27 protein-coding genes are annotated in these 26114 nt (G+C 63.3%); 15 read left to right on the top strand and 12 right to left on the bottom strand.

Features of this window, described 5'->3' with window-relative positions:
* Positions 1-12 precede the first annotated feature (12 nt).
* Complete coding sequence (locus IB267_RS09140) at positions 13-2148, bottom strand: molybdopterin-dependent oxidoreductase (RefSeq protein ID WP_192447342.1); 2136 nt, start codon at positions 2146-2148, stop codon at positions 13-15.
* 69 nt (positions 2149-2217) lie between these two features.
* Between IB267_RS09140 and IB267_RS09145 the strand changes: the two genes are divergently transcribed.
* From IB267_RS09145 to IB267_RS09160, 4 genes are all read left to right on the top strand, one after another.
* Positions 2218-3087, top strand: a complete 870-nt coding sequence (locus IB267_RS09145; RefSeq protein WP_192447343.1) for a 23S rRNA (adenine(2030)-N(6))-methyltransferase RlmJ — start codon at positions 2218-2220, stop codon at positions 3085-3087.
* A 51-nt stretch (positions 3088-3138) separates the two neighbouring features.
* The gene (locus tag IB267_RS09150; protein WP_043611411.1) at positions 3139-3579 is read left to right on the top strand and encodes a hypothetical protein; all 441 of its coding nucleotides are present in this window, start codon (positions 3139-3141) and stop codon (positions 3577-3579) included.
* Positions 3580-3581: 2 nt separating this feature from the next.
* On the top strand, positions 3582-4298 hold the full coding sequence (locus IB267_RS09155; RefSeq protein WP_192447344.1) for a ribonuclease T(2): 717 nt from the start codon (positions 3582-3584) through the stop codon (positions 4296-4298).
* Between the two features lie 61 nt (positions 4299-4359).
* Positions 4360-4950 (top strand): glutathione S-transferase, encoded by a 591-nt coding sequence (locus IB267_RS09160; RefSeq protein ID WP_192447345.1) that lies wholly within the window; start codon positions 4360-4362, stop codon positions 4948-4950.
* A 60-nt stretch (positions 4951-5010) separates the two neighbouring features.
* Here IB267_RS09160 and IB267_RS09165 read toward each other — a convergent pair whose 3' ends face one another.
* Complete coding sequence (locus IB267_RS09165) at positions 5011-5649, bottom strand: outer membrane protein (RefSeq protein WP_043611409.1); 639 nt, start codon at positions 5647-5649, stop codon at positions 5011-5013.
* 367 nt (positions 5650-6016) lie between these two features.
* Between IB267_RS09165 and IB267_RS09170 the strand changes: the two genes are divergently transcribed.
* The 5 genes from IB267_RS09170 to IB267_RS09190 all read left to right on the top strand — a co-directional run bounded on the left by IB267_RS09170 (position 6017) and on the right by IB267_RS09190 (position 10245).
* Positions 6017-6781: an SDR family oxidoreductase gene (locus IB267_RS09170; protein WP_192447346.1), complete on the top strand. Its 765-nt coding sequence runs from the start codon at positions 6017-6019 to the stop codon at positions 6779-6781.
* Positions 6778-8802 carry an excinuclease ABC subunit UvrC gene (uvrC, locus tag IB267_RS09175; RefSeq protein WP_192447347.1) on the top strand — a complete coding sequence of 675 codons (2025 nt, stop codon included), beginning with the start codon at positions 6778-6780 and terminating at the stop codon, positions 8800-8802. Before IB267_RS09170 ends, uvrC begins: the two co-directional genes overlap by 4 nt.
* Positions 8803-8931: 129 nt before the next feature.
* Positions 8932-9519, top strand: a complete 588-nt coding sequence (gene pgsA, locus IB267_RS09180) for a CDP-diacylglycerol--glycerol-3-phosphate 3-phosphatidyltransferase (RefSeq protein WP_034803862.1) — start codon at positions 8932-8934, stop codon at positions 9517-9519.
* A complete protein-coding gene (gene moaD, locus IB267_RS09185; protein WP_043611405.1) occupies positions 9516-9776 on the top strand; it encodes a molybdopterin converting factor subunit 1 in 261 nt (86 codons plus the stop codon). The genes pgsA and moaD overlap by 4 nt, the downstream gene beginning before the upstream one ends.
* 4 nt (positions 9777-9780) lie before the next feature.
* The gene (locus IB267_RS09190; protein WP_192447348.1) at positions 9781-10245 is read left to right on the top strand and encodes a molybdenum cofactor biosynthesis protein MoaE; all 465 of its coding nucleotides are present in this window, start codon (positions 9781-9783) and stop codon (positions 10243-10245) included.
* Between the two features lie 19 nt (positions 10246-10264).
* Here IB267_RS09190 and IB267_RS09195 read toward each other — a convergent pair whose 3' ends face one another.
* A complete protein-coding gene (locus IB267_RS09195; protein ID WP_043611402.1) occupies positions 10265-11161 on the bottom strand; it encodes a branched-chain amino acid ABC transporter permease in 897 nt (298 codons plus the stop codon).
* Between the two features lie 67 nt (positions 11162-11228).
* On the opposite strand from IB267_RS09195, the gene IB267_RS09200 reads away from it, so the two are divergent.
* Entirely contained in the window at positions 11229-11789 is a 561-nt protein-coding gene (locus IB267_RS09200) for a CGNR zinc finger domain-containing protein (RefSeq protein ID WP_192447349.1), read from the top strand.
* Positions 11786-12295 (top strand): hypothetical protein, encoded by a 510-nt coding sequence (locus IB267_RS09205; RefSeq protein WP_192447350.1) that lies wholly within the window; start codon positions 11786-11788, stop codon positions 12293-12295. The genes IB267_RS09200 and IB267_RS09205 overlap by 4 nt, the downstream gene beginning before the upstream one ends.
* 91 nt (positions 12296-12386) lie before the next feature.
* Here the strand turns inward: IB267_RS09205 and ndk are convergent, their stop codons facing one another.
* Both ndk and IB267_RS09215 read right to left on the bottom strand, forming a co-directional pair.
* A complete protein-coding gene (gene ndk, locus IB267_RS09210; protein ID WP_034803877.1) occupies positions 12387-12809 on the bottom strand; it encodes a nucleoside-diphosphate kinase in 423 nt (140 codons plus the stop codon).
* Between the two features lie 102 nt (positions 12810-12911).
* A complete protein-coding gene (locus tag IB267_RS09215; RefSeq protein WP_192447351.1) occupies positions 12912-13601 on the bottom strand; it encodes a glutathione S-transferase family protein in 690 nt (229 codons plus the stop codon).
* Between the two features lie 149 nt (positions 13602-13750).
* Here IB267_RS09215 and IB267_RS09220 point away from each other — a divergent pair, with 149 nt between their 5' ends.
* The gene (locus tag IB267_RS09220) at positions 13751-14260 is read left to right on the top strand and encodes a DinB family protein (protein WP_192447352.1); all 510 of its coding nucleotides are present in this window, start codon (positions 13751-13753) and stop codon (positions 14258-14260) included.
* Here the strand turns inward: IB267_RS09220 and IB267_RS09225 are convergent.
* Positions 14246-16846 (bottom strand): AMP-binding protein, encoded by a 2601-nt coding sequence (locus tag IB267_RS09225; protein ID WP_192447353.1) that lies wholly within the window; start codon positions 16844-16846, stop codon positions 14246-14248. The genes IB267_RS09220 and IB267_RS09225 overlap by 15 nt on opposite strands.
* Positions 16847-17124: 278 nt before the next feature.
* Between IB267_RS09225 and IB267_RS09230 the strand changes: the two genes are divergently transcribed.
* Entirely contained in the window at positions 17125-18198 is a 1074-nt protein-coding gene (locus IB267_RS09230) for a diguanylate cyclase domain-containing protein (RefSeq protein WP_192447354.1), read from the top strand.
* A 10-nt stretch (positions 18199-18208) separates the two neighbouring features.
* Here IB267_RS09230 and IB267_RS09235 read toward each other — a convergent pair whose 3' ends face one another.
* The 3 genes from IB267_RS09235 to IB267_RS09245 all read right to left on the bottom strand — a co-directional run bounded on the left by IB267_RS09235 (position 18209) and on the right by IB267_RS09245 (position 19458).
* Entirely contained in the window at positions 18209-18661 is a 453-nt protein-coding gene (locus tag IB267_RS09235; RefSeq protein ID WP_192447355.1) for a MarR family winged helix-turn-helix transcriptional regulator, read from the bottom strand.
* Positions 18662-18751: 90 nt separating this feature from the next.
* A complete protein-coding gene (locus IB267_RS09240; protein WP_192448342.1) occupies positions 18752-19027 on the bottom strand; it encodes a hypothetical protein in 276 nt (91 codons plus the stop codon).
* A 143-nt stretch (positions 19028-19170) separates the two neighbouring features.
* Positions 19171-19458, bottom strand: coding sequence for a hypothetical protein (locus IB267_RS09245; protein ID WP_034803904.1), 288 nt, complete (start codon positions 19456-19458; stop codon positions 19171-19173).
* A 311-nt stretch (positions 19459-19769) separates the two neighbouring features.
* On the opposite strand from IB267_RS09245, the gene IB267_RS09250 reads away from it, so the two are divergent.
* On the top strand, positions 19770-21659 hold the full coding sequence (locus tag IB267_RS09250) for an ABC-F family ATP-binding cassette domain-containing protein (protein WP_192447356.1): 1890 nt from the start codon (positions 19770-19772) through the stop codon (positions 21657-21659).
* Between the two features lie 30 nt (positions 21660-21689).
* Here the strand turns inward: IB267_RS09250 and IB267_RS09255 are convergent, their stop codons facing one another.
* Entirely contained in the window at positions 21690-22532 is an 843-nt protein-coding gene (locus IB267_RS09255; RefSeq protein ID WP_192447357.1) for a GNAT family N-acetyltransferase, read from the bottom strand.
* Between the two features lie 227 nt (positions 22533-22759).
* Between IB267_RS09255 and IB267_RS09260 the strand changes: the two genes are divergently transcribed.
* Complete coding sequence (locus tag IB267_RS09260; RefSeq protein WP_192447358.1) at positions 22760-23686, top strand: Gfo/Idh/MocA family protein; 927 nt, start codon at positions 22760-22762, stop codon at positions 23684-23686.
* A gap of 69 nt (positions 23687-23755) precedes the next feature.
* Here the strand turns inward: IB267_RS09260 and IB267_RS09265 are convergent, their stop codons facing one another.
* Both IB267_RS09265 and IB267_RS09270 read right to left on the bottom strand, forming a co-directional pair.
* Positions 23756-24205, bottom strand: a complete 450-nt coding sequence (locus IB267_RS09265) for a DNA polymerase III subunit chi (protein ID WP_192447359.1) — start codon at positions 24203-24205, stop codon at positions 23756-23758.
* A gap of 41 nt (positions 24206-24246) precedes the next feature.
* On the bottom strand, positions 24247-25740 hold the full coding sequence (locus tag IB267_RS09270) for a leucyl aminopeptidase (protein ID WP_192447360.1): 1494 nt from the start codon (positions 25738-25740) through the stop codon (positions 24247-24249).
* Between the last annotated feature and the right edge of the window lie 374 nt (positions 25741-26114).

Consider the following 26114-nt stretch of genomic DNA (forward strand, 5'->3'; position numbering starts at 1 on the left):
CTACAACCTGACTTAGCGCGCCAACCTTACCCAGACCCTGTTGTCGTGAAAGGCGGCACCACCATAGGGCGCAACGGCATCGGCGCCGGTGAGAACGTTGATGCCCTCCCCGTCGAGATGCGCGCCATTCGGCCACAAGCCCTCGGCGATCACCACGCCGCGGCGGGCGCCGCAGCCGATCTTCGCATGCAGACGCACCTGGCCACGAACGTTGCCGAGCTGGACGATATCGCCATCGGCAATGCCGAGTTCTGCGGCATCTTCGGCATGAACCATCACTTCCGGGCGCACTTCCTTCTGGATCGAGGATGGCGTCTCGGCAAAGGTCGAGTTGAGGAAGGACCGAGCCGGAGAGGTCGCCAGCCGGAACGGGTGCTCGGCATCGGCAACCTCGATGAGGTCGACATGGTCAGGAAACTCCGGCAGTGCCTGGTGCGGCCCCTGAGTGCCCATCGACTTCGGCGGCCGGTTCGGCGCCGGCGTTCCCGTCCAGTCCGCCTTGAAGCGGAACTTGCCATCGGGGTGGCCGAAGCCCTTGAGGAAGTGCGCCTCCTCGAAAGCCGGCTGACAGTCGAGCCACTTCTGGCGCTTCATCTCCTCGTAGCCGATGCCGTAGTTGGCGAGCAGCCGGTCGATGTGTTCACGCTCCGTCCGGCCGAAGCCGGGATGATCGGCAACGCCAAGGCGCCTAGCGAGTTCTTCGATCACGAAGAGATTGGTGCGCACGGTCGAGGGCGGCTCCACCACCTTGGGGCCGATCAGGATGTGCTGATGGCCGCCACCGCGATAGAGGTCGTCATGCTCCAGGAACATGGTTGCGGGCAGCACGATATCGGCAACAGCCGCCGTATCGGTCATGAACTGCTCGTGCACGGCGACGAAGAGATCTTCGCGCAGGAAGCCGCGCTTCACCAGCCGCTGCTCCGGCGCCACATTCACCGGGTTGGTGTTCTGGATCAGCATCGCCGTCACGGGACCGCGACGGCGCAGCGCCTCGGCGTCGCCGGTCAGCACCCGGCCGATCTGCGACTGGTCGAGCATGCGAACGTCCGGATCGTGGAAGGCCGAGCCGATCAATTCGCGCTTGTCCAGCTTGAAGATGTCGTTGTTGGAGTGAAAGGCGCCACCGCCTTCGTGTTTCCAGGAACCGAGAACGGTCGCGACCGATGCTGCCGCGTGGATGGCGACGGCACCATTGCGCTGGCGCGTGAAACCGTAGCCAAGGCGGAAATAAGTCCGCGGCGTCGTGCCGACCAGTCTTGCGAAGGCCTCGATTTCCTCGACCGACAGGCCGGTGATCGCTGACGCCCATTCCGGGCCGCGCGACGTCAGATGTGCTTCAAGGCCGGCCGGATCATCGGCGAAGTCAGCCATGTAGGCCCGATCGGCGTAGCCGTCGCGAAACGCGATGTGCATCACGGCGCACGCAAGTGCGGCGTCGGTGCCCGGCTTGAGCACCAGGCCCATGTCCGCCTGCTTGACCGTCGGATTGTCGTAGATGTCGATGACAACGATCTTCGCGCCGCGATCCTTGCGGGCCTTCACCGCATGGGTCATCACGTTGACCTGGGTGGCGACCGCATTCGTACCCCAGATCACGACGCAATCGGCCTTGGCCATTTCGCGCGGGTCGGGGCCGCGCAGGGCGCCGGTCGCCATGCTCAAACCGGTCCAGGCCATGTTGGTGCAGATCGAACCGAAGAAGCCGGAATAGCGCTTGGCATGACGCAGCCGGTCGATCGAGTCGCGCTGCACCTGGCCCATGGTGCCGGCATAGAAGTATGGCCACACGGTCTCGGCGCCATATTTCTGCTCGGCGCGAATGAACTGATCGGCGATCTCATCGAGCGCCGCCTCCCAGCTCACTTCCTGCCAGCCGCCCTCGCCCTTGGCGCCCTTGCGACGCTTCGGCGCCATCAGACGGTCGGGATGATAGATGCGCTCGGAATACCGCGCCACCTTGGCGCAGATCACGCCGGCGGTGTAGGTATTGGCGGCTGCGCCGCGCACACGGCCGATCCGCCCTTCGGCGGTCAGGTCGACTTCCAGGGCACAGGCCGAGGGACAGTCGTGCGGACAGACCGAGTGGCCGATGGTTTTTTCTGCTTTGATGGGGGTCGCAACGTTCATGGCTTTTCTATATGGCATCGGCATTTCGGCTCAAAGAGCCAATTGCCCACACATCGCAACTATTGATCACAGCCATCGGCGGCGCCCATGAACTATCGGCACATCTATCACGCAGGCAACTTTGCCGACGTCCTGAAGCACGCAGTGCTGGCGCGGCTCGTCACCTATCTGCAGCAGAAGGAGAAGGCGTTCCGCGTTCTCGATACCCATGCGGGTATCGGGCTCTACGACCTCTCCAGCGAGGAAGCGCAGAAAACCGGCGAATGGCGCGACGGCGTCGGCCGGCTGCTCGACGGCGAACTGCCGCCGGAGATCGCGGCGATCCTTGCCCCTTACCTCTCCTCCATCCGCGCCCTGAACCCCGGCTCCGAGCTGACGCTCTACCCCGGCTCGCCGAAGATCGCGCGCATGCTCTTCCGCCCTCAGGACCGGCTCTCGGCGATGGAACTGCATCCGGACGACTACGAAACCCTGCACCGGCTGTTCGACGCCGATTTCCAGAGCCGGGTCACCGAGCTCGACGGCTGGCTGGCGCTGGGCGCGCACCTGCCGCCGAAGGAAAAGCGCGGATTGATTCTCGTCGATCCGCCCTTCGAAAAGGAGGGCGAATACGAACGGCTGGTGGACGGCCTTGCGCGCGGCTACCGCCGATTTACCGGTGGCGTCTATTGCCTGTGGTATCCCCTGAAGCAGGGCGCACCAATCAAGGCGTTTCATGAGGCGCTGAAGGCGCTCGACATACCGAAGATGCTCTGCGCCGAGCTGTCGGTCAGAAGCGACCGGGAAACCACGGGGCTTTCCGGTTCCGGCCTCATCATCGTCAACCCGCCCTTTACGCTGAAGAGCGAGCTCGACCTGCTGCTGCCGTTCCTGAAAACCCGGCTGGGGCAGGATCGTTTCGCGTCCAGCCGCTGCTTCTGGCTGCGCGGGGAAGAACAGACAACCCGAGGGGCTTGACGGACGGGCGCGACGCACCGCAATCTCATGTGACGACATAGGGAGACGCCCATGACTCGCACGCTCGCCGCCACGCTTCTTATTTCGCTTTCCCTCGCGGGCGCTACGGCGCCGGGCGCCATCGCCGCCGACTATATTGGCAGCAGCCAGGCGCAATCCTACAACGCCGGGGTCTGCAGCGAATCCTCGGTCCTCGGCTTCATCACATCCCGGTTCGCGTATCGGGATGCAAACTACCTGCACGCCAACCTCTCGATCGCCGAAATCCGCAACATGGGGCAGAACCGGCAGGAGTTCCGCGACGAGACGCATCTCGTCGAACGTGAATACTGCTACGGAACCGCTGTGATGACCAACGGCGAACAACGCTCGCTCTATTATCTCATCGAACGCCCATGGGGCTTTGCCGGCGTCGGCAGAAGCATCGAGTTCTGTGTCGGCGGCCTCGATCCCTGGTATGTCTACGGCGCGTATTGCGCCTCGCTTCGCTAATCATGAAAGCATTCCGGAATGTGCGCCGGCTTTTGCCGGCGCTTTTTATTGTCACCGTCCTTGCTGCCTGCAACGACCAGAGCACCGAGAAGGCGCCGACGGCGACGGGGCAGCAGACGACAAAGGCAGCCCCTGCGGTTCCGCTCGGCAGCGGCTTCGATTTCTACGTGCTTTCGCTTTCCTGGTCGCCGACCTGGTGCGGCGATAACGACCCCAAGGGAAAATCCAGCCAGTGCGAAGTCGGCGGCAATCGCGGCCTGATCGTGCATGGCCTGTGGCCGCAGAACGAACGGGGCTATCCGGACTTCTGCCCGACACGGCAGTCCGATCGCGTGCCCTCGTCGCTCGGCAAGCAATATCTCGACCTCATTCCATCGATGGGCCTGATCGGCCACCAATGGCGCAAGCACGGGACCTGTTCCGGCCTCAGCCAGGAGGAATACTTCGCCGTCACACGCGCGGCCTGGGAGCGGCTGACGCTGCCATCCGAGCTCGCACCTCCCCACCAAGAAAAAGGCCTGCGTGTTGCCGCCATCGAAGACGCGCTCCTCGCCAAGAACCCCGGCATGACGAAGGACGCCGTCGCCGTAACCTGCGAGGGCAATCGGCTCGAGGAAATCCGGATCTGCTTCGACAAGTCGCTCAATTTCCGCGCCTGCCCGGCGGTCGATCGCCAGGCCTGCCGAAAGGAAAGCGTATCGCTGCCCCCGGCGCTTTGACCAGCCGGAGAAGGCGCCTGTTAGAAACCCATCTCGCAATCCCTGGAAGGAAAGACGTTCGATGAAGATCTTGTACTCGCCCGCCTCGCCCTATTCGACCAAGGTGCGCATGGCGGCGCATTATGCGGGCTATGCGGCCGAAAGTGTCCTGACCGACACCAATGCCAACCCGCCGGAGCTGATCGACAACAATCCGCTCGGCAAGATCCCGACGCTGATTCTCGACGACGGACGGGCGCTCTACGACAGCCGTACGATCATGCATTTCATCGACCGGGAAACCAAGGGCAAGCTCTATCCGAGGAATGCCGGAAAGCGCACCGACGTCGAGCTGCTGGAGGCGCTGTGCGACGGCATCTGTGACAGCCTGCTGTCGATCGTCTACGAGAAGCGCTCTCATCCGCCGGAAAAGGTGCATCAGCCCTGGATCGACCGGCAATGGGAAAAGGTCGAGCGCAGCCTCGACCACCTGAACGCGAACCTGCCGAAGACCGGCGCCAAGCTCAATGCCGGCCATTTCGCGCTCGCCGCGATGCTGCGCTACATCGAGCTGCGCTTTGCCGGCGAATGGCAGAAGGGACGCGCCAAGCTGAAGAACTGGCCGGCGAAGTTCGAAAAGCACTTCCCGGATTACCCTAAGTTCAAGGCCTGAACAGAAGGCACAAAAAAGGCCGGGGTGACCCGGCCTTTTTCGTTGATCTGGCGAAGCCGATCAGAACTTCACGCCCATACCGACGCGAACGCTGTGCTCGTCGTAGCCCGACGAAACGTTGGTGCCGCCCATGCGGAAGTCCTTCGAGCCGTAGTCCGTGTAACGGTACTCGACGCGTGCGGTGATGTTGTCGGTGACGAAGGTTTCCGCGCCGACACCTGCGGTCCAACCGACCATGGTGTTCTTATCGGAAGCGCCGCCGACGGTGCCCTTGGTCTGACCGACGGCGAGACCTGCGGTACCGTAGACGAGGACCGGGTTCAGATCGACACCGACGCGACCGCGGAGCGAGCCGTTGACGCCCTGCTTCATGCGCAGGTTGCCCTTGGTCGAATCCTGGCCGGAGTAGCCGATGTCAGCTTCACCGCCATATACCATCTGGCCGTCCTGAACGTTGTAACCGCCATAGAGGCCGCCGCCGAAGCCGGCTGCGGTGTTGCTGCCGGTCGCATCGTGCTGGCCATGCTTCCAATCGGCGGTGCCACCGACATAGGCGCCCGACCAGTTCTTGGCTGCCGGCTCGGTGTATTCGGCCTGCGGAGCTGCCGGAACTTCGTCGATCGCGTCTGCAGCCTGGGCGGCCTGGAAGGCGATGAGGGTCATAGCCGAAGCCATGAGGGTGGTGGTGAGCGTACGCATAAACATTCTCCTTTTCGTACCGATGCCCCTCGGGCTTGGGGTCCCACAGTGGAACATCGGACAACTTTTAATTAACCCGCCCGGTTGAGCTGAAATTGGCCAGCAATTGCGGATTCACAAGAGCCAAATTGTGAAATTTTGGTGGCACAAACGCGCCCAAAATTTGATGTTGCTTTGGCGCCACAGGAGATTTGTTAACCATAATTCAAGATTAACGAAAGCTATACTATAAGTACGCAAAATAATACAATTTACGCCAATTCCATTAATTTTTGGGCAAGGAATCGTCAGGGAGTGTTTCAGCCCCGCGTTTCTTCCCTATATCTTCGTCCGCTGACGCGAAGATTCGAAAAAGCGGGATGAAACGTTGAAAAAAGCACTGAAGGCGGCACTCGTAACCGGGGGCGCCAAGAGGATCGGCAAAGCTATAGTGGAGGACCTGGCCGCCCACGGCTTTGCGGTCGCCATTCATGCCGATGCCTCATTTGACGAAGCGCAGGCCCTGGCCGAAACCCTCGTAGAGGCAGGAACGAATGCCGTCGCGATTCGAGCCGATCTTACGGATACGGGCGCGACGTCGACACTGATCGAGCGCGCGACAGCTGCACTCGGGCCGATCGACCTGCTCGTCAACAATGCGTCGCTGTTCAAGAAGGACAGCCTAGATGCCTTCGACGAAGAGGTCTGGGACCAGCATTTCGCGCTGCATGTGAAAGCCCCGTCCCTGCTGGCGCGCGATTTCGCCGCGCTACTGCCGGCCGATGTCAACGGGCTCATCATCAATGTCATCGACCAGCGCGTCTGGGCTCCCAATCCGCGCTTTTATTCCTATATGTTGTCCAAGTCGGCGCTTTGGACGGCAACCCGGACGATGGCGCAGGCGCTCGCCCCGCGCATCCGCGTCAACGGCATCGGCCCCGGGCCGACGCTGCCGAACGAACGGCAGGACCCGAAAGATTTTGAGGCGCAGGTCGATGCGCTGATCTTGAAGCGCGGGCCGACGCTCGACGAATTCGGACGGACGATCCGCTTCCTGTTCGACACGCCGTCGATTACCGGGCAGATGATCGCACTGGACGGGGGCCAGCACCTCGCCTGGGAAACGCCCGACATCAGGGAGATAGTGGAATGAATGGACGCGTGCCGGCCGACGGCGGCATCCTTTATGACGGCAACGAAACGGAAGACGACGACGACCTGATCGAAGTGTCTGACGCAAGCGGCGTTGCGCCTGTCGTCGAGTGGCACGAGAATCACTCGGAGACCGAGGGGCTGAAGGGCGCGGAACTGATCCAGGCCTTCGTCAAGCTGCTGCCGAACGGCCCAGGCGTCTACCGCATGTTCAACGAGGCGGGCGACGTTCTCTATGTCGGCAAGGCGCGCAGCCTGAAGAAGCGCGTCAGCAACTATGCCCAGGGGCGCGGCCATTCCAACCGCATCGCCCGCATGGTGCGCGAGACCGCGAACATGGAGTTCGTGACGACGCGCACCGAGATCGAGGCGCTGCTCCTCGAAGCAAACCTGATCAAGCGCTTACGCCCACGCTTCAACGTACTTTTGCGCGACGACAAGTCGTTTCCCTATATCCTGGTAACCGGCGACAGCCGGGCGCCGGCGCTCTACAAGCATCGCGGCGCACGCAGCCGCAAGGGCGACTTTTTCGGGCCCTTCGCGTCCGCCGGCGCCGTCGGACGCACGATCAATTCGCTGCAGCGCGCCTTTTTGCTTCGGACCTGCACCGACAGTGTCTTCGAGACGCGAACGCGCCCCTGCCTGCTCTACCAGATCAAGCGCTGTTCGGCGCCCTGCACGGGCGAGATCAGCGATCAGGGCTACGCGGAACTGGTGCAGGAGGCGAAAGACTTCCTCTCGGGCAAGAGCCAGGCGGTGAAGGCGACGATTGCTGCCGCGATGGGCGAGGCAGCCGAGAACCTCGACTTCGAAAGGGCGGCGCTTTACCGCGATCGTCTGGCCGCGCTCAGCCACGTCCAGAGCCACCAGGGCATCAACCCCTCCGGCGTCGAGGAAGCGGACGTGTTTGCGATCCACCACGAGGGCGGCATCTCCTGCATCCAGGTCTTCTTCTTCCGCACCGGACAGAACTGGGGCAACCGCGCCTATTTCCCGAAGGCCGATCCTTCGCTGCCGACGGCCGAGGTGCTCTCGCAGTTCCTCGCCCAATTCTATGACGACAAGCCCTGTCCCCGGCAGATCCTGCTTTGCGAAGCGGTGGAAGAGCAGGAATTGCTCGGCCAGGCACTCAGCGAAAAATCCGGCTACAAGGTCGCGATCCAGGTTCCGCAACGCGGCGAGAAGAAGGATCTCGTCGATCACGCGCTCGCAAATGCGCGTGAAGCCCACGGCCGCAAGCTGGCGGAAACGGCCTCGCAATCGCGCCTGCTTGAAGGCTTCTCAGAAACCTTCAAGCTGGAGCGCACGCCGCGCCGCATCGAGATCTACGACAACTCCCACATCATGGGCACGAATGCCGTCGGCGGCATGGTGGTCGCGGGGCCGGAAGGCTTCGTCAAAGGCCAGTACCGCAAGTTCAACATCAAATCGACCGACATCACTCCGGGCGACGACTTCGGCATGATGCGCGAAGTGATGACACGACGGTTCTCACGGCTGCTGAAAGAGGAAGGCAAGCCGGACCGGAGTGTGGAAGTCGGTGACGATGCCGCCTTCCCCGCCTGGCCCGACGTCATCCTCATCGATGGCGGGCAGGGCCAGATGACGGCGGTGCGCGCCATCCTCAAGGAGCTCGACGTCGAGGACTGCGTGACGGCGATCGGTGTCGCCAAGGGTGTCGACCGTGACGCCGGCCGTGAACGCTTCTTCGCGCTCGGCCGCGAGAGCTTCACGCTGCCGCCGCGCGACCCGGTGCTCTATTTCATCCAGCGGCTGCGTGACGAGGCGCACCGTTTCGCGATCGGCTCGCATCGGGCCCGCCGCAAGAAGGAGATGGTCAAGAACCCGCTCGACGAGATCGCCGGCATCGGGCCGACGCGCAAGCGCGCGCTGCTCACGCATTTCGGCACCGCCAAGGCCGTCTCGCGCGCCGGCATTAACGACCTGATGGCCGTCGCCGGGATTTCCGAAACGGTGGCGCGGCTGGTCTACGAACATTTCCACGACGATGCGGGGAAATGAAAACCTGATGTCACAGTTCACCCGGCGTTCACATGCGATAGGGCAAATATGACAGTTGACGACGATGACCTGTTGACCTCCGGCCAGCAAAGTCATTTCTGTACCTGACGAACCAGAGAACACGAATCCATGCCCACGCCCGTCGCCTACAGCATCCCGAACCTGCTCACCTACTTCCGCATCCTGATCGTGCCGCTGATCGTGCTTTGCTTCTTCGTCGAAGGACGGTTGCACAGTTCGGACTTCGCGCGCTGGACGGCCGTGGCGCTTTTCGCCGTCGCCTCGATCACCGATTTCTTCGACGGCTATCTCGCGCGCATCTGGAAGCAGACGTCGAACATCGGCAAGATGCTCGATCCGATCGCCGACAAGCTGCTGGTCGCCTCAATCCTGCTGCTCGTCGCCGCCGACGGCACGATCGCCGGCTGGTCGATCTGGGCTGCGATCATCATTCTGTGCCGTGAAATCCTGGTGTCGGGCCTGCGCGAGTATCTGGCGGCGCTGAAGGTCAGCGTTCCCGTTACCCGCATCGCCAAGTGGAAGACGACGATCCAGATGGTCGCCATCGCCTTCCTGCTTGCCGGTCCGGCCGGCGACAAGATTTTGCCCTATACGACGGAAGCCGGTATCGTGCTCCTGTGGATTGCCGCCGCGATCACGCTCTATTCGGGCTACGATTACTTCCGCGCCGGCCTCAAGCACGTGGTCAACGAATGAGCACCGTCAACCTCGTCTATTTCTCATGGGTGCGCGAGCGCATCGGCAAGGGCGAGGAAACCCTCGACCTTCCCGCCGGCGTCGTCACCATTGCCGATCTGCTTCAGCACCTGAAGACGCTCGGCGAGGAATACGAGGCGGCGCTCGAACATGAAAACGTCATCCGCGCGGCCATCAACCAGGAACATGTCGACCACAGGGAGCCGATCGCCGGCGCCCGGGAGATTGCCCTGTTTCCGCCAATGACGGGTGGCTGAGGCCATGCGCGCGCCGGTGACCGTGCGCGTCCAGCGCGAGGACTTCGACCTCAATGCCGAGGTTGCGAAGCTTTCGATCGGGCGGGCCGATATCGGCGCCGTCGTCACCTTTTCCGGGCTTTGCCGCGACGAAGCGGGCGCGCTTGCCGCCCTTGAACTGGAACACTACCCCGGTATGGCCGAGGCGGAGATCGAACGTATCTGCCACGAGGCGGTCGAGCGCTTCTCGCTTCAGGCCGCCACCGCCATCCACCGCTACGGCAAGATCCTTCCCGGCGAGAACATCGTGCTTGTCGTTACCGCTTCGCGGCACCGGCAGGCCGCCTTCGACGGCGCCAACTTCATCATGGATTTCCTGAAGACCTCGGCGCCCTTCTGGAAAAAGGAACACCTGGGCGACGGCACGACCGGCGGATGGGTCAGCGCCAAGGACGCCGACGATACGGCCAGGGACCGCTGGTCGAAGTAAAAACGGCCGTCCCTCGAGGTCAGGGAATGGCCTTTTCCTTGCGCGTGACCGCCAGCACGATCACCAGAAATCCGAAGATCGCAAAGTCTCGCCAGAGGATCGGGCCATAGGCGCTCCACAGCGTTTCGAGCAGGCCGACCGCGGCCGCGCCAAGCGCGGCATAGAGCGGTGAAGCCTGGCCGCCGATCGCGGCGATGAACAGCACCTTGACGCCGAAGGTGAGACCGGTGCCGAAATCCATGTTGCCGTAGTAGGAGGCGGCGAGAATGCCGCAGACGGCGGCAATCAGGGACGCCGCGCCATAGGCGACGATGTAGACGGTGGCAGCGTCGACGCCGCAAAGGGCCGCAGCCCCCCGGTCCTCGGAGACGGCCCGCCAGAACCGCCCTGCCCGCGAATGCGTCAGGAACCAGTGGCCGGCCGCCACCAGCGCCGCCATCAGCGCGGTATTGCCGAGTTGGATGACGGTCAGCGTCACCGGAAACCGCGGATCGTCCCAGAAGACGATGTTGGCGTTGAGGAACGGCGGCAGCCACAGGCTGCGGGTCTCCGAGGCGAGCCGTGCCGTTTCCATCAGCACCAGCAGGCAGCCGAGCGAGGCGACGACGACGGTGTTGGCCGACGAGAAGGCCAGCGGCCGCATGACATACCGCCCGGCAACGAGCCCGGCCCCAACGCTGAAAGTCAGGGCTGCCGCCGCACCGAGGCCAAGGGCGGCCGGAAGCACAAGCCACAGTCGGTCCCAGCCGAAAGCGGCAAACAGCACAAAGATCTGGCCCGAGAAGGCAAAGAGCGCGCCATAGGTGAGATCGGCCCGGCGCGTCACGGCGAAGGCGATGGCATAGCCAAAGGCAAGCGCCGCGTAGAGCGCAGCGATGGGAACGGCATTGGCGAGCTGCTGCAGAAAGTAGAGCATGGCGCATCCGGAGCGTGACAAGATCAATATAACTGGTAAAATCAATTTTGCCAGTTAGGATTTTAGCATGACCTTCACCTGGACAGCCCATCGATTTGCCGGCGGCGCCCTGGCACTGGATGTCGCCAATTCCATCGTCTTGCGCTTCGACCCCGAGCGCCGGATCGACCGCTTCGCCGATGTCGCCGCGCTCGATTCCTTTGCGGACGCGGCCAGCCGCTTTGGGGCGGAGAATCTGCGCTTCGGTACTCTTGCGCCTGTCGCCGAGGAGAACCGTGGCCGGCTCTTGCTGCTGCGCGAAGCGACCGACCGGCATTTTCGCGCGGAGATTTCGGATGCAGGGCGGCCGGACCTGTTGGCGGATCTGCTGGAGGCGATCGCGGGCGTCCTGCGCGGCCCGACGAACCAGGGCGATCGGCTTTCGCTCGATACCGCGACGGCGCGATCGGCGCTCACGCTTGCCGCCAACCCGGAGCCCGACCGGCTGAAGATCTGCCCGAATTGCGGCTGGCTGTTTCTCGACCGCAGCCGCAACCGCAGCCGGACCTGGTGCGACATGGCCGTCTGCGGCAACCGCAACAAGGCCAAGCGCCACTATCACCGCAACAGGGAAGAGGCAGCCTCATGACAAGGACATTCGGGATCGTGGCCACGCTTGCCATCGCACTCGCCGCCAGCGGCTGCCAGCGCGAGAGCGGCCCCGATCCGCTGAAGCTGACGGGCAAGATGTTCGTCTTCAACTACCGCCTCGCCTACGCGACCTACATGATCACGCTGACCAAGGCCGAGGCGGTACCCGAGGGCAGCGTTGTCGTTGCGCGCTTCGAAAACCCCGCCGGCGGCGACGCGCTGACGATCGAGCGCAAGCTCTTTCCCAAGCTGGACAAGGTGGTGCTGGAGAGCCCCGATGTCACCTGCGTGAAGAAGGACCGCCCCTATACGGTCTCGATCGAGGTCACAGGCCCCGAAGGCCAGTCGCTGCAGAAACTGGAAACGACCGTGGTCTCCGATGTCGACCAGGACATCATGCCGGCCAAGCCGCTGGTCGAGGGCCCGGCCTACGACAAGAACCCGGCGGTCTTCAGCGGCGGCAAGGCACCGGCGCACTTCGAGACCGCAAAATGCCCCGTCTGAGAGACCGGGCAACAAAAAACCGGAGCGTTTCCGCTCCGGTTCAAATCTCGAGTCAATTCAAGCCGCTACGGCTTGAACCGAAGATTTTGAATCAGCCGACGATCTCGGTGCCCGAGAACCAGTAAGCGATTTCTTCAGCAGCGGTTTCCGGAGCGTCCGAACCGTGAACCGAGTTTTCGCCGATCGACAGAGCGTGAACCTTGCGGATCGTGCCTTCGTCAGCGTTTGCCGGGTTGGTGGCGCCCATGACTTCGCGGTTCTTGGCAATTGCGTTTTCGCCTTCGAGAACCTGAACGATCGTCGGGCCGGAGGACATGAACTCAACCAGTTCGCCGAAGAACGGACGTTCCTTGTGAACGGCGTAGAAGCCTTCGGCTTCGCGACGGCTCATCCAGACGCGCTTGGATGCGACGACGCGCAGGCCGGCATCTTCGAGCATCTTGGTGATGGCGCCGGTCAGGTTGCGCTTGGTCGCGTCCGGCTTGATCATCGAGAAGGTACGTTCAATAGCCATTGGCTCAAATCCCTTGTTTCTTGAGAAGTGGCGGTTCATTAGCCGCCAATTCCGCGCAAAACAAGGGGGTTCACCGATGATTCGGCTTGGGCCAGGCGGGTTTCACGCAGCCGTCACACTGCGCCCGAGCCCGTCATGGAGATCGAGGCAGCGTTCGAACCAGGCGGTCACGGTGTCACCCGGCTGAAGCAGGCGTTGCGGCGAAACGATGCGCGCCCACTGAAACGCCCCGAAGACGATGTAGTCGGCGAAAAGCGGCGTTGCACCACCCAGAAAGTCCTGAAACTTGAGCAGATGGTGCAAAGGCTCGAGCTTTTCCGAGAAAGTTGCGAGCGAGGATCCGCCGCTTTCGGCCACCGCTTCGAGCGACGTGCCGAAGCGCTTTTCCCGGCTTTCGCGGAAATAGGCCTGATCGACGGAATCCAGCCGGTCGTGAATATCCCTTATGATGATGCGGGTGATGGCCGGATGCAGCGTTGTCTGCGACCAGCCCTCGACGAAGCGCGAGATCGCCATCGCCCCCTCGCCGGCGAAGAGCGCCGGCCGGTCCGCATAGGTCCGTTCGAGATAGAGGGCGATCTCGAAGCTGTCCTTCACCAGCGTTTCACCGTCCCGCAGCAACGGCACCAGGTTCGTCGCCCCGTCCTCGACCGCCCGGATTTCGGTGAACCCGATCGGCACGGTGTCGAACTCGAGCCCCTTGTGGGCCAGCGACATCGCGATCTTCCACACATGCGGCGAGAAGGGACGCGCCCTGTCGGACCCACACAGCGAATAGAGCTTCCTTGTCATGCGAACCCTCCGGGACGATTGTCATCCCCTTGAACGACATATCCGCCGCGTCATCAAATCAGTAAATTTCATGAATGATATCAGCCACAGGAATGCGGTTCCGGGTTAGCGTCGCCACCCGCAAACCGCAGCCACCAGAAAGGTAGCCGATGCTCGATCACTTTCGCATGTTCGCCGACTATAACCGCTGGGCGAACCGCCTCGTCTATACAGCTGCTGCGGAGCTGACCGATGCCGAACTGCGGGAAAACCGCGGCGCCTTTTTCGGCTCGCTGCTTTCCACCCTCAATCATATCCTCGTTGCCGACCGCATCTGGATGAAGCGCTTCACCGGCGAAGGTGATACCCCGGCTTCGCTCGATACGACCCTGCACGAGGACCTCGCCGCCCTCACCGCCGCGCGGGCGGTCGAGGACGAACGCATCATTGCCTGGATCGATAGCCTCAGCGACGCGCGCCTTGGCGCTGTGCTCAGCTACAAGACGCTCACCAATCCGACGGCCGTCACGCAGAAGCTGGCACCGACGCTCGGGCACTTCTTCAACCACCAGACCCACCATCGCGGTCAGGCGCACGCGACGCTCACCGCGCTCGGGCGCCCGTCGCTGATACTGGACCTCGCCCAGTTTCTAAGGATGCAAGGGTCACAGTGGGCGTAGCGGCGAGCGCAACGCCTCGATGCCGAACAGCCGCAGTGGCCGGGCCTCACGTTCCCGCCACGCGGCGAGCGCCTTCAAGAGCTGGCGCTGGCCGAACCACGCGGCAAGGCCGAGCGCGACGCCGCCAACAATCGACAGCAGCGAAAAAACAGCCGGCGGCAAGGCCGGCTGCAACGGCACCATCAGCAATTCCGGCACGAAGCGGTGCAGGATGTAGATGTGGAAGCCCGCCGCCGACAGGGGCAAGATGAGCTGGGCCGACCAGCGCGGCAGACTGACACGCGGAAGGTAAAGCAGCGCTGCCAGGACGCAGATCTGCAGGAGATACTTGATCTTCGTGCCGATCCAGACTCCTTCGTAGAGACCGAAGAACAGGAAGGCGCCGGTCCCAGTCAGCATCAGCAGCAGCCGCTGCCTGGCTGTTTCGGCAACGGCAGTGCACCAGCCGATTACGGCGAGATAGAAAATCCATGGCAGCGTGAAGATCTGGCGGTTGCCGATCGGCCAGACGAGCGGCAGCGCCAGCCGGGCGACAAGCGCGGCCAGCAGCAGGGTCATGCCGGCGGCAAATGGTTGTGCCGACACGAACCGCCGGAACTGCGGGATGGCAAAGAGCCCGACGAAGACGAGCATCATCTGGCAATAGGCTTCAATGAACCAGTAGAGATAGGGCACCATGCCGTGCGTCTCCGGCAGGGCCAGGCCGAAATTACCGACGAGGAAGACTGAGGCCCAGGGCACCTCACCCCAGGCGACCGCATAGGCTGCAACGATCAGGTAATAGGGGATCAGCACCTGCGCGAGCGGCCGCAAGATCGCCCAGCCGTCGCCTGCAAGCAGCGGTCCCATCTGGAACCGCGCGAGGCTGAAGCCGGCGAGGACGACCATGGCCGCCGACCCGCCGGGGATCGGCCACAGGAGCTCGTGGTGCAGGACGACCAGAAAAATGGCAAGCGCGCGGACCAAGAGGTCCGTGCCGATCCGTCGCGTGGTGGTCTCGCGCCGTTCCTGGAGCGATAGCGTGGCGATCGGCAAGGTCTCCCAGGCATCCGGAACTTGTCCGAGCACCTTTTCCAGCCCGATCGACAGCTGAACGAATCGCAGGGAGTCACCACCGAGCGAGACAAAGCTGTCGGAGCGTTCCACCCGCTTCGGATAGAACACCTGGGCAAAGAGCCCTTCAATACCGCCGCTGTCGTCGTCGCTGCTGGCAGCCGCCTGGCGGGCCGCCATGTTGAGCACGTTGTAGTCGATCTTGCCGCTGGCAAGCCGCTGCATCTCGGCAACGGGCGTCGCCTTCAGATGGGCCAAAGTCAGCCCGCTTGCCTGCGCCAGGTACCGTCTGATCTCTTCGGCATCGCGGCTGCCGGTGTAAAAGGCGTGGAGCCCGGCATCGTCGCCGATGACGGCAGCGGTGATGCCGCGCGCTTCGAGCCCCGCTTCCAGCACGTCGTGCGCGATCCTGAGCCCGGCGATCTTGGAGATGCGCTTCATCCGGCCAACGATCTGGAACAAGCCGTCGGCATGGCGCATCGCAAGATCGCCGGTGCGCAGTTCGGCAAGATCGGCACCGCGGCCAAGATCGTCTCGCGATGTGGCATAGCCCATCATGACGTTCGGGCCACGGTAGACGAGCTCGCCGGCCACGCCGTCGATTTCGATCGGCGCGCCGCTCTCGTTTTCGATCAGAAGGCGTCCACCGGGAATGGCGACGCCGATCCTGTCCTCGTTGCCGGCAAGCTCAGCCGGCGGCACATAGGCGATGCGGGCGGTGGCTTCGGTCTGGCCGTACATGGCGAAGAAAGCCGACCCCTGGGTGCCGAGGTGCTCGTTATAGAGACGGATGACGTCTGGGCTCATACGGCCACCGGCAACGGCCATGAAACGCAGGTGCGGGAACCGCCGATCGCGGAAGCCCACCTTTTCCAGCAGCTCGTAGGAATAGGGTACGCCCGAAAGGTTCGTGCTGCCGCTTTCCGCCAGGCCATCGAGAAAACCGGCATCGAGGATGGAGCCGCCGGGAATATAGAGGCTGGCGCCAACGACGAGGTGAGAATTCAGCACCGACAGGCCGTAGGAATAATGGAGGGGCAGCACCAGGCAACCGCGATCTTCCGCCGTCAGGCCTAGATAGTCCGCGATCGCCACCGCGTTGCCCGAAACGTTTTCCCGAGAGAGGCGCACAGCCTTGCCGCAACCGGTGCTGCCCGAGGTCGAGAGCATGACGGCGAGTTCGTCATGGGGCGCTCTGTCGCCTTGTCGCAGATGCTCCGTGCGCCAGCGGCCATCGATGCGACGGAAGCCGAAGTCTGGCTCGAAGGCATCGACCCAAGACCCGGCCGCGCCTTTCTTCGGGGCCTGCATGGCGACGGCGTGCCCGGCCGCGAGCGCTGCCAGATAGGCGACAATCGCGTGTTCGCAAAGCTCGGCCTCGATCGTCACCAGTCCGCGCGGGCCGCGAAAGGCAAGCGCCTGGCGGGTCACCCGCTCGAGGAGTTCGCGATAGGTGACGATCCGTTGCGCGGAAAAGACCAGCGCCGGCCGATCGCCCCATTTTGCCAGATCCGCAATGAACGAGAGGGACATGCTTGACCGTCGCTGTTTGCCCGGGCTCGACGCCCGATTTAGCAGCGCCGAATATAATTGGTGACTAAATTCGTCAAGTATAAAGATGGCGACGGTTGGCGACCATCCATTGCCCTGCGACATGCGGTTGCGAACCACCGCGGGCGGATGGAATTTAGCAACCATACCGGGCGGGAATCGCCCGCGGTCCCAAATCTTCAGACTCCCTTAAATGCGGCCTTCTCATAGTGGCGCCTTATCGAGCGAGAGATCGAGACGGCAGCGGGGGCCAAGACAGAATGAACAGGCAAGTTCCAGCGGATGCCAGCCGAACGCAGGCTAGGCAGGCGGCGATCATTCTGAAGGTGGCGCATGCGATGTCGGCGCACGGCATCGCGGCCCTGCCCCGCAACTACGAGCTTTTCTACGAGGCACTGTCCGGCCGCCTGCCGCAGCTTTCCCGGGAACTCGCCGCGCTCGGAAACAATCCGCAGCAGGATGCGCTGGATGCCGTCGGCCTGAGGCATCACCTCGTCTCCCATGCAGCACTTGCCGCAGACCGGGCGAGAGCCGCCGGCCAGCAAGCGCTAGCCGAGATCGCCGAAAAGCTCAGGCTCTCCCTGTTGCAGAAGCAGAGCTTCAAGGATGAACTCGATCATTTCACCGGGCGCCTGGCCACGGACCCCGTTGCTGGCATGTCCGAATTCGCCGACGATGCCGCGCGACTGCGGGAAGCGGCCGGCCGTTTGACCAATGAAGAAGGTGCTCTCCAGCAGGCGCTGGAAACCAGCATGACACATCTCGCCGAACTCGAAGGCGAGCTTGCCGAAAGCCGGCGATCCCTGACCCGCGACCCGGCCACAGGCCTACCGAACCGCTTGGCGCTGACGACCAAGCTCGACTCGATCCTCGAAACGGAGTGGACGGACCAGCCGGTCGCCCTGCTTCTCGTCTCGGTGGAGGGGCTGCGCGAGGTGGCGGAGCACCACGGCGGCGCGGCTGCCGCCAAGGCGCTTGCCAAGCTCTCGGCGCTGTTTCGCAAGTCGATCAAGAAGGACGATTTCGTCGCTCGCGTTGGCCAGCAGGAGTTTGCCTTCCTGTGCCGCGATGTCAGCGCCGAAAATGCCGAGGCCATTGCCCGGCGTCTGCGACAGTCCGTGCAGGAGCTGACAGTCACCCTTCCCGGACGGGCGCACACCGCCGAGACGCTTTCGCTTGCGGCCGGTATCACACTTGCGCAACCGGCATCGACCAGCGCCGATCTGCTGTCCCAGGCGGAACAAGCCCTTACCGGCGCCCGCGATGGCGCCGGCATCCTCTGCTATTCAGCGGCCCTCGGCCGTGGCAGGCCCTACAGCCAGAGCGCCGCCTGACGATCTTGCCTCAGGCGGCGACCGGCTGACGGCTGTCGTCGATCTCCGACGCCTTCTCGCGCAGACAGCCGAGCAGGCGAAAGAGTTCTGTGCGTTCGCAATCGTCGAGCGCCGAGAACAGTTCATCGATCGTGCGATGCCGCGGCTGCAGTGCCGCCTCCAGCGCCAGCCGACCGCGGTCGGTGATCGAGATGATCTTCGCGCGGCGGTCTTCCGGATCCGGTTCGCGCAGGACCATGCCGTCCCGCTCCAGGCCGTCGATCGCTTCGGTGACGGTTCTGGCCGCAAAGCCGAGCGCAGCGGCGATATCCGCGCAGCGACAGGGGCCAAGCGTGTTCAGATAAAACAGGAATTTGCTGCGCGCGAGCGAAACGCCTTCCTCCGACATGGACGCGTTCACCAGGCGATGAACGCAGTGGTAGAGCTCGAAGAGCCGCTCGGCGACTTCGACTTTTTCTGTCATGGCAATGTACCTCATTTGGCAACGCCAAAAACGAAACAACCCGGCCCCGCGTGGCGGGACCGGGTTGTTCGGTCAACCGTCTGGCGTGACTTACTGCTTGTTTTGGTCGGCCTGGCCGAAAGCCTTCGCGCCGCCATTGGCGATCGCGCCGGTTGCCGTCGTGTCGACGGTTTTGTCTTCAATGCCGGCATAATAGTCGCCGCGGCTTGCGGTCGCGGAAACACCGGCGCCGGCGGAAGCCTCGGCGCGACCGGTAAAGAGCGGCGTGGAGCTCACACCCTCATAGTAGCTGCCGCCGGCAACGGCCGCAGACGCGCCGCCGAGCATGGCGGCCGCAACGAGAACTGCGGCAAAGGACTTCTTCATCGATCTGTTCCTTGGTGGAGATGTAAGGTTGGGGCTCAGCCCCTCTAGGCGCTTGGGATCGCCTCATAGGATCATCACGGTGGTCCATCAAATCCCTTGAAATGGGGTGCGGGCGAAAGCCCGCGCCCCCTCATTCATCGCGGTTAGCGCGAAATGCCCTGGTAGTATTCGCCTTCGCCGCCGATCACGCTCTTCGGCGCGACGCTGAAGTTCGCGACCGAGCCGGTGTTGGTGCGATCGACATAGCCGGCTTCGGAGCTGCCGATGGTGAAGGACGACTTGCCGGTAACGGCAGGCGTGCGCTCGGTGTAGAGCGGCGTCGGGCTGACACCTTCATAATAGCTGCCGCCGGCGAAGGCAGCGGAAGCGCCACCGAGGATAGCGGTTGCAACGAGAGCGGCGGAAAGAGCGGTCTGGATTGCGGTTTTCATGGTCTTCACTCCTGGGAGGCTCGTTCGGCTGAACGAGGTTTCATCAAAATGTCCTTGGCCGGATCGATCGTCCCTCAGAACGCGGGGCCTCTGCCACTGGCGCTCGGTCGATCGAGGCGGTCAGAAGAGCGTTCCCCGCCCTTCCGTTATTGAAATGGTCCCTCACGATGAGGATGTGTAGTATCGATAGTCGGAACGCCTTGTTCAAAAATCGATAACAATGGCCTCTTGAATTCCCGGACCGCCACAGCGGTGGCAGCAGCACGCCGACGCCTCTTGCCTTCAAGGCCAAGTCCGGGCAAAAGGCCGCAATGATCCAGATTTCCGGCCTTTCCGCCCGCATCGCGGGACGTCTCCTCATCGAAAACGCATCCGTGACGCTTCCGGCGGGCACGAAGGCGGGGCTCGTGGGCCGAAACGGCGCTGGCAAGTCCACGCTGTTTCGCATCATAACCGGCGAATTCGCGTCGGAAGCGGGCACGATCGCGCTACCGAAGAACGCGCGCATCGGCCAGGTGGCGCAGGAAGCGCCCGGCACAGAAGAACCGCTGATCGAGATCGTGCTCAAGGCCGACAAGGAGCGCACTGCGCTGGTCGCCGAAGCCGAGACTGCGACCGATCCGCACCGGATTGCCGAGATCCAGACCCGGCTTGCCGACATCGGCGCCCACTCGGCGGAAGCGCGTGCTGCGAGCATTCTCGCCGGCCTCGGCTTCGACCACGAAGCACAGCTGCGTCCCGCCTCGTCGTTTTCCGGTGGCTGGCGGATGCGGGTGGCGCTTGCGGGCGTGCTCTTTTCCGAGCCGGATTTGCTGCTGCTCGACGAGCCGACCAACTATCTCGACCTCGAAGGCACTCTGTGGCTGGAGGATTACATCCGCCGCTATCCGCACACGGTCATCATCATCAGCCACGACCGCGACCTCTTGAACACCGCGGTCAACGCCATCGTGCATCTCGACCAGAAGAAGCTCACCTTCTATCGCGGCCCCTACGACCAGTTCGAGCGGCAGAAGGCGGAAGCCGACGAACTGCAGATGAAGGCGAAAGCCAAGAACGACGCGGCACGGAAGCACCTGCAGAGCTTCATCGACCGCTTCAAGGCCAAGGCCACCAAGGCACGCCAGGCGCAAAGCCGCGTCAAGGCGCTGGAGCGCATGGGCACGATTGCGGCCGTGATCGAAGACCATGTCCAGGGCTTCTCCTTCCCTGACCCCGAGAAGGAAGCCGCTTCGCCGATCATTGCCGTCACCGGCGGCACCGTCGGTTACGAGCCCGGCAAGCCGATCCTCAAGCGTTTGAACCTCCGGATCGATACGGACGACCGCATCGCCCTGCTCGGCTCGAACGGCAACGGCAAGTCCACTTTCGCCAAGTTCATCTCCGGCCGCCTTGCGCCGGAATCCGGCGAACTGAAGATCGCACCCAATCTCAAGGTCGGCTTCTTTGCCCAGCATCAGCTCGATGACCTGGTCCCGACGCAAAGTGCTGTCGAGCATGTGCGCCGGCGGATGCCGGAAGCACCGGAAGCAAAGGTGCGCTCGCGCGTGGCGCAGATGGGGCTTGCAACGGAAAAGATGGAAACGCCCGCCAAGGATCTCTCCGGCGGCGAAAAGGCGCGGCTGCTGATGGGCCTTGCCGCCTTCGACGCGCCGAACCTGCTGATCCTCGACGAGCCGACCAACCACCTCGACATCGACAGCCGCAACGCACTGATCACCGCGCTCAACGACTATTCCGGTGCCGTGATCCTGATCTCGCACGACCGGCACCTGATCGAGGCGACGGCAGACCGGCTGTGGCTGGTGCGCGACGGTACCGTGACGAGCTATGACGGCGACCTCGAGGATTACCGCAGCCTGATCGTCGGCGGCCCCAAGGCGAAGGACGAGAAGCCGAGGCCGACGGGCGTCGACGACAGTCTTTCGAAGGCGGACCAGCGCAAGGTCAATGCCGACAAGCGTGCCTCGCTGGCGCCGCTCCGCAAGAAGATCAATGAAATCGAATCCTTGACCGGAAAGCTGGAGAAACTGATTCAGGCACTTGATGTGGAACTTGCCGATCCGGCGCTCTACGAAAAGTCGCCGGCCAAGGCTGCGCAGAAGGCCAAGGAACGCTCCGACGCGGCAGCAAAACTCGCGCAGGCCGAAGAGCAATGGCTCGAGCTTTCCGCAGAATATGAAGACGCGATGGCCGGCTGATTAGCCGGCCCGGCGGTCGCCTCGCCTCCGTCAACCCAGCTCGAAGGTGGTGATTCCGTAGATCCGCGCCAGCGGTAAACCGGGATCCGGTCCACGATACATGCGCGCGGTTTCAAACACTGGCTTCAGATTGTAGCGATCGCAAAGTGCCTTGGCCGAAGCATTCGGTTCGGGGATGTCGAGATAGACGTCGCTGCCGTTGACGCCGGCGGCAAGCTTGCGAAAGACCAGATCGGCGCCGGTCTCGGTATCGGAAAACAGCGGCCCGATCTTGAATCCATTTCGGCAGGCCCGGATGGTCCCATAGGCCGCAACCGCGCCGTCGCGCAGCAGCAAGACGCTGCGCCGGCCGTCGCTCGACTTCAGCCACTCGCGCAGAAAAACCTCGCGACGCGCCGGAACGAAGCGGCGATCATAGTCGACGAGGAGCGGCATGTGCACCGGCGCGACCTCCAGGAGATCCGCGCCCGGCGGCTCGACCACGTCGATGATGGCGCCGTAGCGGATGTTCGCGTGGGCGTAGGCGAAGCCGGACCGGCTATAGTTCTCCTGCTGCGCGACCACACCGTCCAGGCCGACGATGCGCCGATCGGCAGCCGAGATCGCCTGTTGCCACAGCTGCCGGCCGATGCCCCTGCCACGGTGATCCGGCCGGGTGATGTAGAAGCCGAGAAAGCCGTAATTTTGGTTGTATCGCACCAGCGAGATCGCTGCGACCGGTCCCTCTACCCCCTCCGCAACCCAATACCCCTCCGGGTCGGCCGCCCAAAAAGGCCCTGCGTCGCCGAGACCGGGGTTCCACCCCTCCTCCGCGGCCCACTCGATCATGACGTCGAGGTCGGCTCGGCTTGCCCGACGGATCTGCTGCTGCATCGTTCACTCCCCTTTCAAGCGGTGAGACCGCCCCATAGTCCGTTCGGCTGACGGGAGGGCACCGCACGTCCGAGGGTAAAGTTAGTGCGGCGGCGTTGAGAGGGAATGACAATCTGTCGATTTCGTCGACATAGATGTCTTGGTCTGGCCGGTGGGCGGCCGCTTGCTCCCGGTGCGCAATCTGCTACAAGAACCGACAATAAGTCATACAAATCGAGCGGAACACCATGGCCCCCATCAAAATTGCGCTTGTCGGCATCGGCAAGATCGTTCGCGACCAGCACCTGCCCGCGATCGCCAAGAACCGCGACTATCAGCTGATTGCCGCCGCGAGCCGGCATGGGACGGTCGATGGCATCGACAATTTCAAGTCGATCGAGGCGATGCTCCAAGCTGTGCCTGCGATCGAAGCCGTGTCGCTCTGCATGCCGCCGCAATATCGCTACGAGGCGGCGCGCGTCGCACTCGACGCCGGCAAGCACGTTTTCCTGGAAAAGCCCCCGGGCGCGACCCTCAGCGAAGTGGCGGACCTCGAGGCGCTGGCCGCATCGAAGGGGTTGTCGCTGTTTGCAAGCTGGCACTCTCGCTACGCGCCGGCCGTGGAAGCGGCAAAGTCCTTCCTGGCAAGCACGACGATCAAGGATGTCCAGGTCATCTGGAAGGAAGACGTGCGCCACTGGCATCCGAACCAGGAATGGATCTGGGCGGCCGGGGGCCTCGGGATATTCGATCCGGGCATCAACGCATTGTCGATCGTCACCCACATCCTGCCGCGCCCGCTGTTCGTAACCTCGGGCGTGCTTGAATTCCCCGAGAATCGCGATGCGCCGATCGCCGCCAGCATCACCTTCACCGACGGCCAAAAGCTGCCGGTCACAGCGGAATTCGACTGGCGCCAGACCGGCAAGCAGAGCTGGGACATTGTGGCCCGCACGGCGGGTGGCGAGATGGTGCTGTCGGAGGGCGGCGCCAAGCTCTCCATCGACGGCAAGCTCGTGCATGAGGAACCGGAGCAAGAATATCCGATGCTCTACCGGCGCTTCGCCGAGATCGTCAAAGCCGGGAAATCCGACGTCGACCTGGCGCCGCTTCGCCACGTCGCCGATGCCTTCATGCTCGGCAAGCGCAAGTTCGTCGAGGCCTTCCACGACTGATCTTGCGGACAGGCCGGAAACAAAAAGCCCGCGGTCTCGGCCGCGGGCTTTTTGGTGACGTTTGTAAACTCAGGCCTTCTTTTCCCAGCGGCCGTCGCGGTTCTGCTGCCAGTAGGTCAAGGTGTGCCCCTCGCCCTTCAGCCGCTTCCAATGACCGCGGGCGCCTTCGAGCTGCTCCTGGTCGTAGCCGTCAAACATGAAGACGATGCGCTCATAGGCTGAAACATCAGGCGGGCTTGCGCCATCGATGACGAAGCGCACCGTCGCCGCATTGGCGTTGCCGTCGTCGGCGACGAGCAACACCGGCTGGTCCGCCGCAAAGTCCCCGGTGTCGGTGCCATGCGGCAGGAAGCTCTCGTCGCGATAGACCCAGAGATGCGTGTCGAGCGCGTCGCGCCGCTCGGCATCGATCGTCTGCACGACCACCCGCCAGCCACGCTCGACACTCTTGTCGAGCAATGGCGGTAGCGCGTCTTCCAGCTTCGATTCCGTCAGGTGATAGAACAGGATCTCGGTCATGCCGACTTCTTCCCGCCTTGTGTCACGTCCGGCATTGGTGATCAGGCCTCGTAGCTCGCCCGCACCAGTTCATCAAGCAGCCGCACGCCGAAGCCCGAGCCCCAGGACTGGTTGACCTCGTCGGTCGGCGCGCCCATGGCGGTTCCGGCGATGTCGAGGTGCGCCCAGGGGGTATCCTTGACGAAACGCTTGAGGAACTGCGCCGCGGTCACCGCGCCGCCGTGGCGGCCGCCGGTGTTCTTCATGTCGGCGAACTTGCTGTCGATCATCTTGTCGTATTCCCGGCCGAGCGGCATGCGCCACAGGGGCTCGTGCGTCGCGATGCCGGCGGCTAGAAGCTGCCCCGCCAGGCGGTCATCGTTGGAGAACAGGCCGGCATGATGTGTCGCGAGCGCCACCATGATGGCGCCGGTCAGCGTTGCAAGGTCGATGATCGCCTGCGGCTTGAAGCGATCGTTGCAGTACCAGAGCGCATCGCAAAGCACGAGGCGGCCCTCGGCGTCGGTATTGATCACCTCGATCGTCTGGCCGGACATGGAGGTCACGATATCGCCAGGGCGTTGGGCGCTGCCGTCGGGCATGTTTTCCACAAGGCCGATGATGCCGATGGCGTTGACCTTGGCTTCACGGGCGGCGAGCACGTGCATGAGGCCGGTGACGGCTGCGGCACCCCCCATGTCGCCCTTCATCTCCTCCATGCCGGCTGCCGGCTTGATCGAGATGCCGCCGCTGTCGAAAACGACGCCCTTGCCGACGAAGGCGAGCGGACGATCCTTCGACTTGCCGCCCTTCCACTGCATGATGACGAGGCGCGGCGGGCGGCTCGACCCTTGTGCGACGCCGAGCAGCGCGCCCATGCCGAGCTTCTTCATTTCCTTTTCGGTGAGGATCTCCATCTCGACGCCGAGCTTTTCCAGCTCCTTCGCCTTGGCGGCAAACTCGACCGGGCCCAGCACGTTGGCCGGCTCGTTTACCAGGTCGCGGGCGAGAAACACGCCTTCGGCAACGGCCTGCGCCGCCGTGAACGCCTTTTTCGCCGCGATGACCGTGCCGGTGACGATCGTCACCTTGGTCGGCTTGCCGGACGACTTCGCGTCGTCGTCGGCCTTCTTGGTCTTGTAGCTGTCGAAGGCGTAGGCATTCATTTCCATGCCGAGCGCGAAGTCGGCGGCCGCCTTGCCGGTCACGTTGACGTCGTCCGCGTCGATGAAGACCGTCACCTTGTCGACCGAACCGAGCTTCGCTGCAACGCTACCGCCGGCCTTCAGCCAGTCATGGTCCGTCAGCGCATCCGCGTCTCCAAGACCGAGCACGACGATTCGATCGGCGGGCGAGCCATGCGGCGCGACGATGTCGAGGGTGGAGAACGCCTTGCCGGTAAATTTCTTGATCTTCGCCGCCTTCGCCACCACGTTCTCGGGGTCGGCGACATCGGCGCCGGCAGCCGCCGACGCGCCCGCGGTCTTCAGCAGAACGGCGACGCCGCCGCTCGGCTTGTGGGACTTGGCAAAGGTGAACTCAAACTTCATCGACATTGAAAACTCCGGGTATTTCCTGGCTGGACGCAACCCTTTGGATCGAATGGTTCTTTCCGAGGGATCGAGCGCCAGCCCAAGGGGATCGAGGCCGCAAAACGCATCCGGGCGACACGGCAGGGCTCATGGCAAGCCGGGCTGTTACCGGGCGGTTACAGTGGCAAATATTCGCATCGTTCGCCACCGTCAAAGCTGTGGCCGGCACCCTTCTCGCTTTTCAACCGCTTGGCAAGATGCCCGCAGATGTTTACATGCGGTTAACCGAGGTTCTTCGCCTTAAATTATCCCTGTTGCTACACAATTCGAGCAGCAAGGGTGGCTGGCAAAGGACCGGGCTTCGGTTTACGGACACGGGCGAGACCCAGTTCGACAAC

It is taken from the genome of Ensifer sp. ENS09 (genome assembly GCF_014852425.1).
GTDB lineage: Bacteria > Pseudomonadota > Alphaproteobacteria > Rhizobiales > Rhizobiaceae > Ensifer.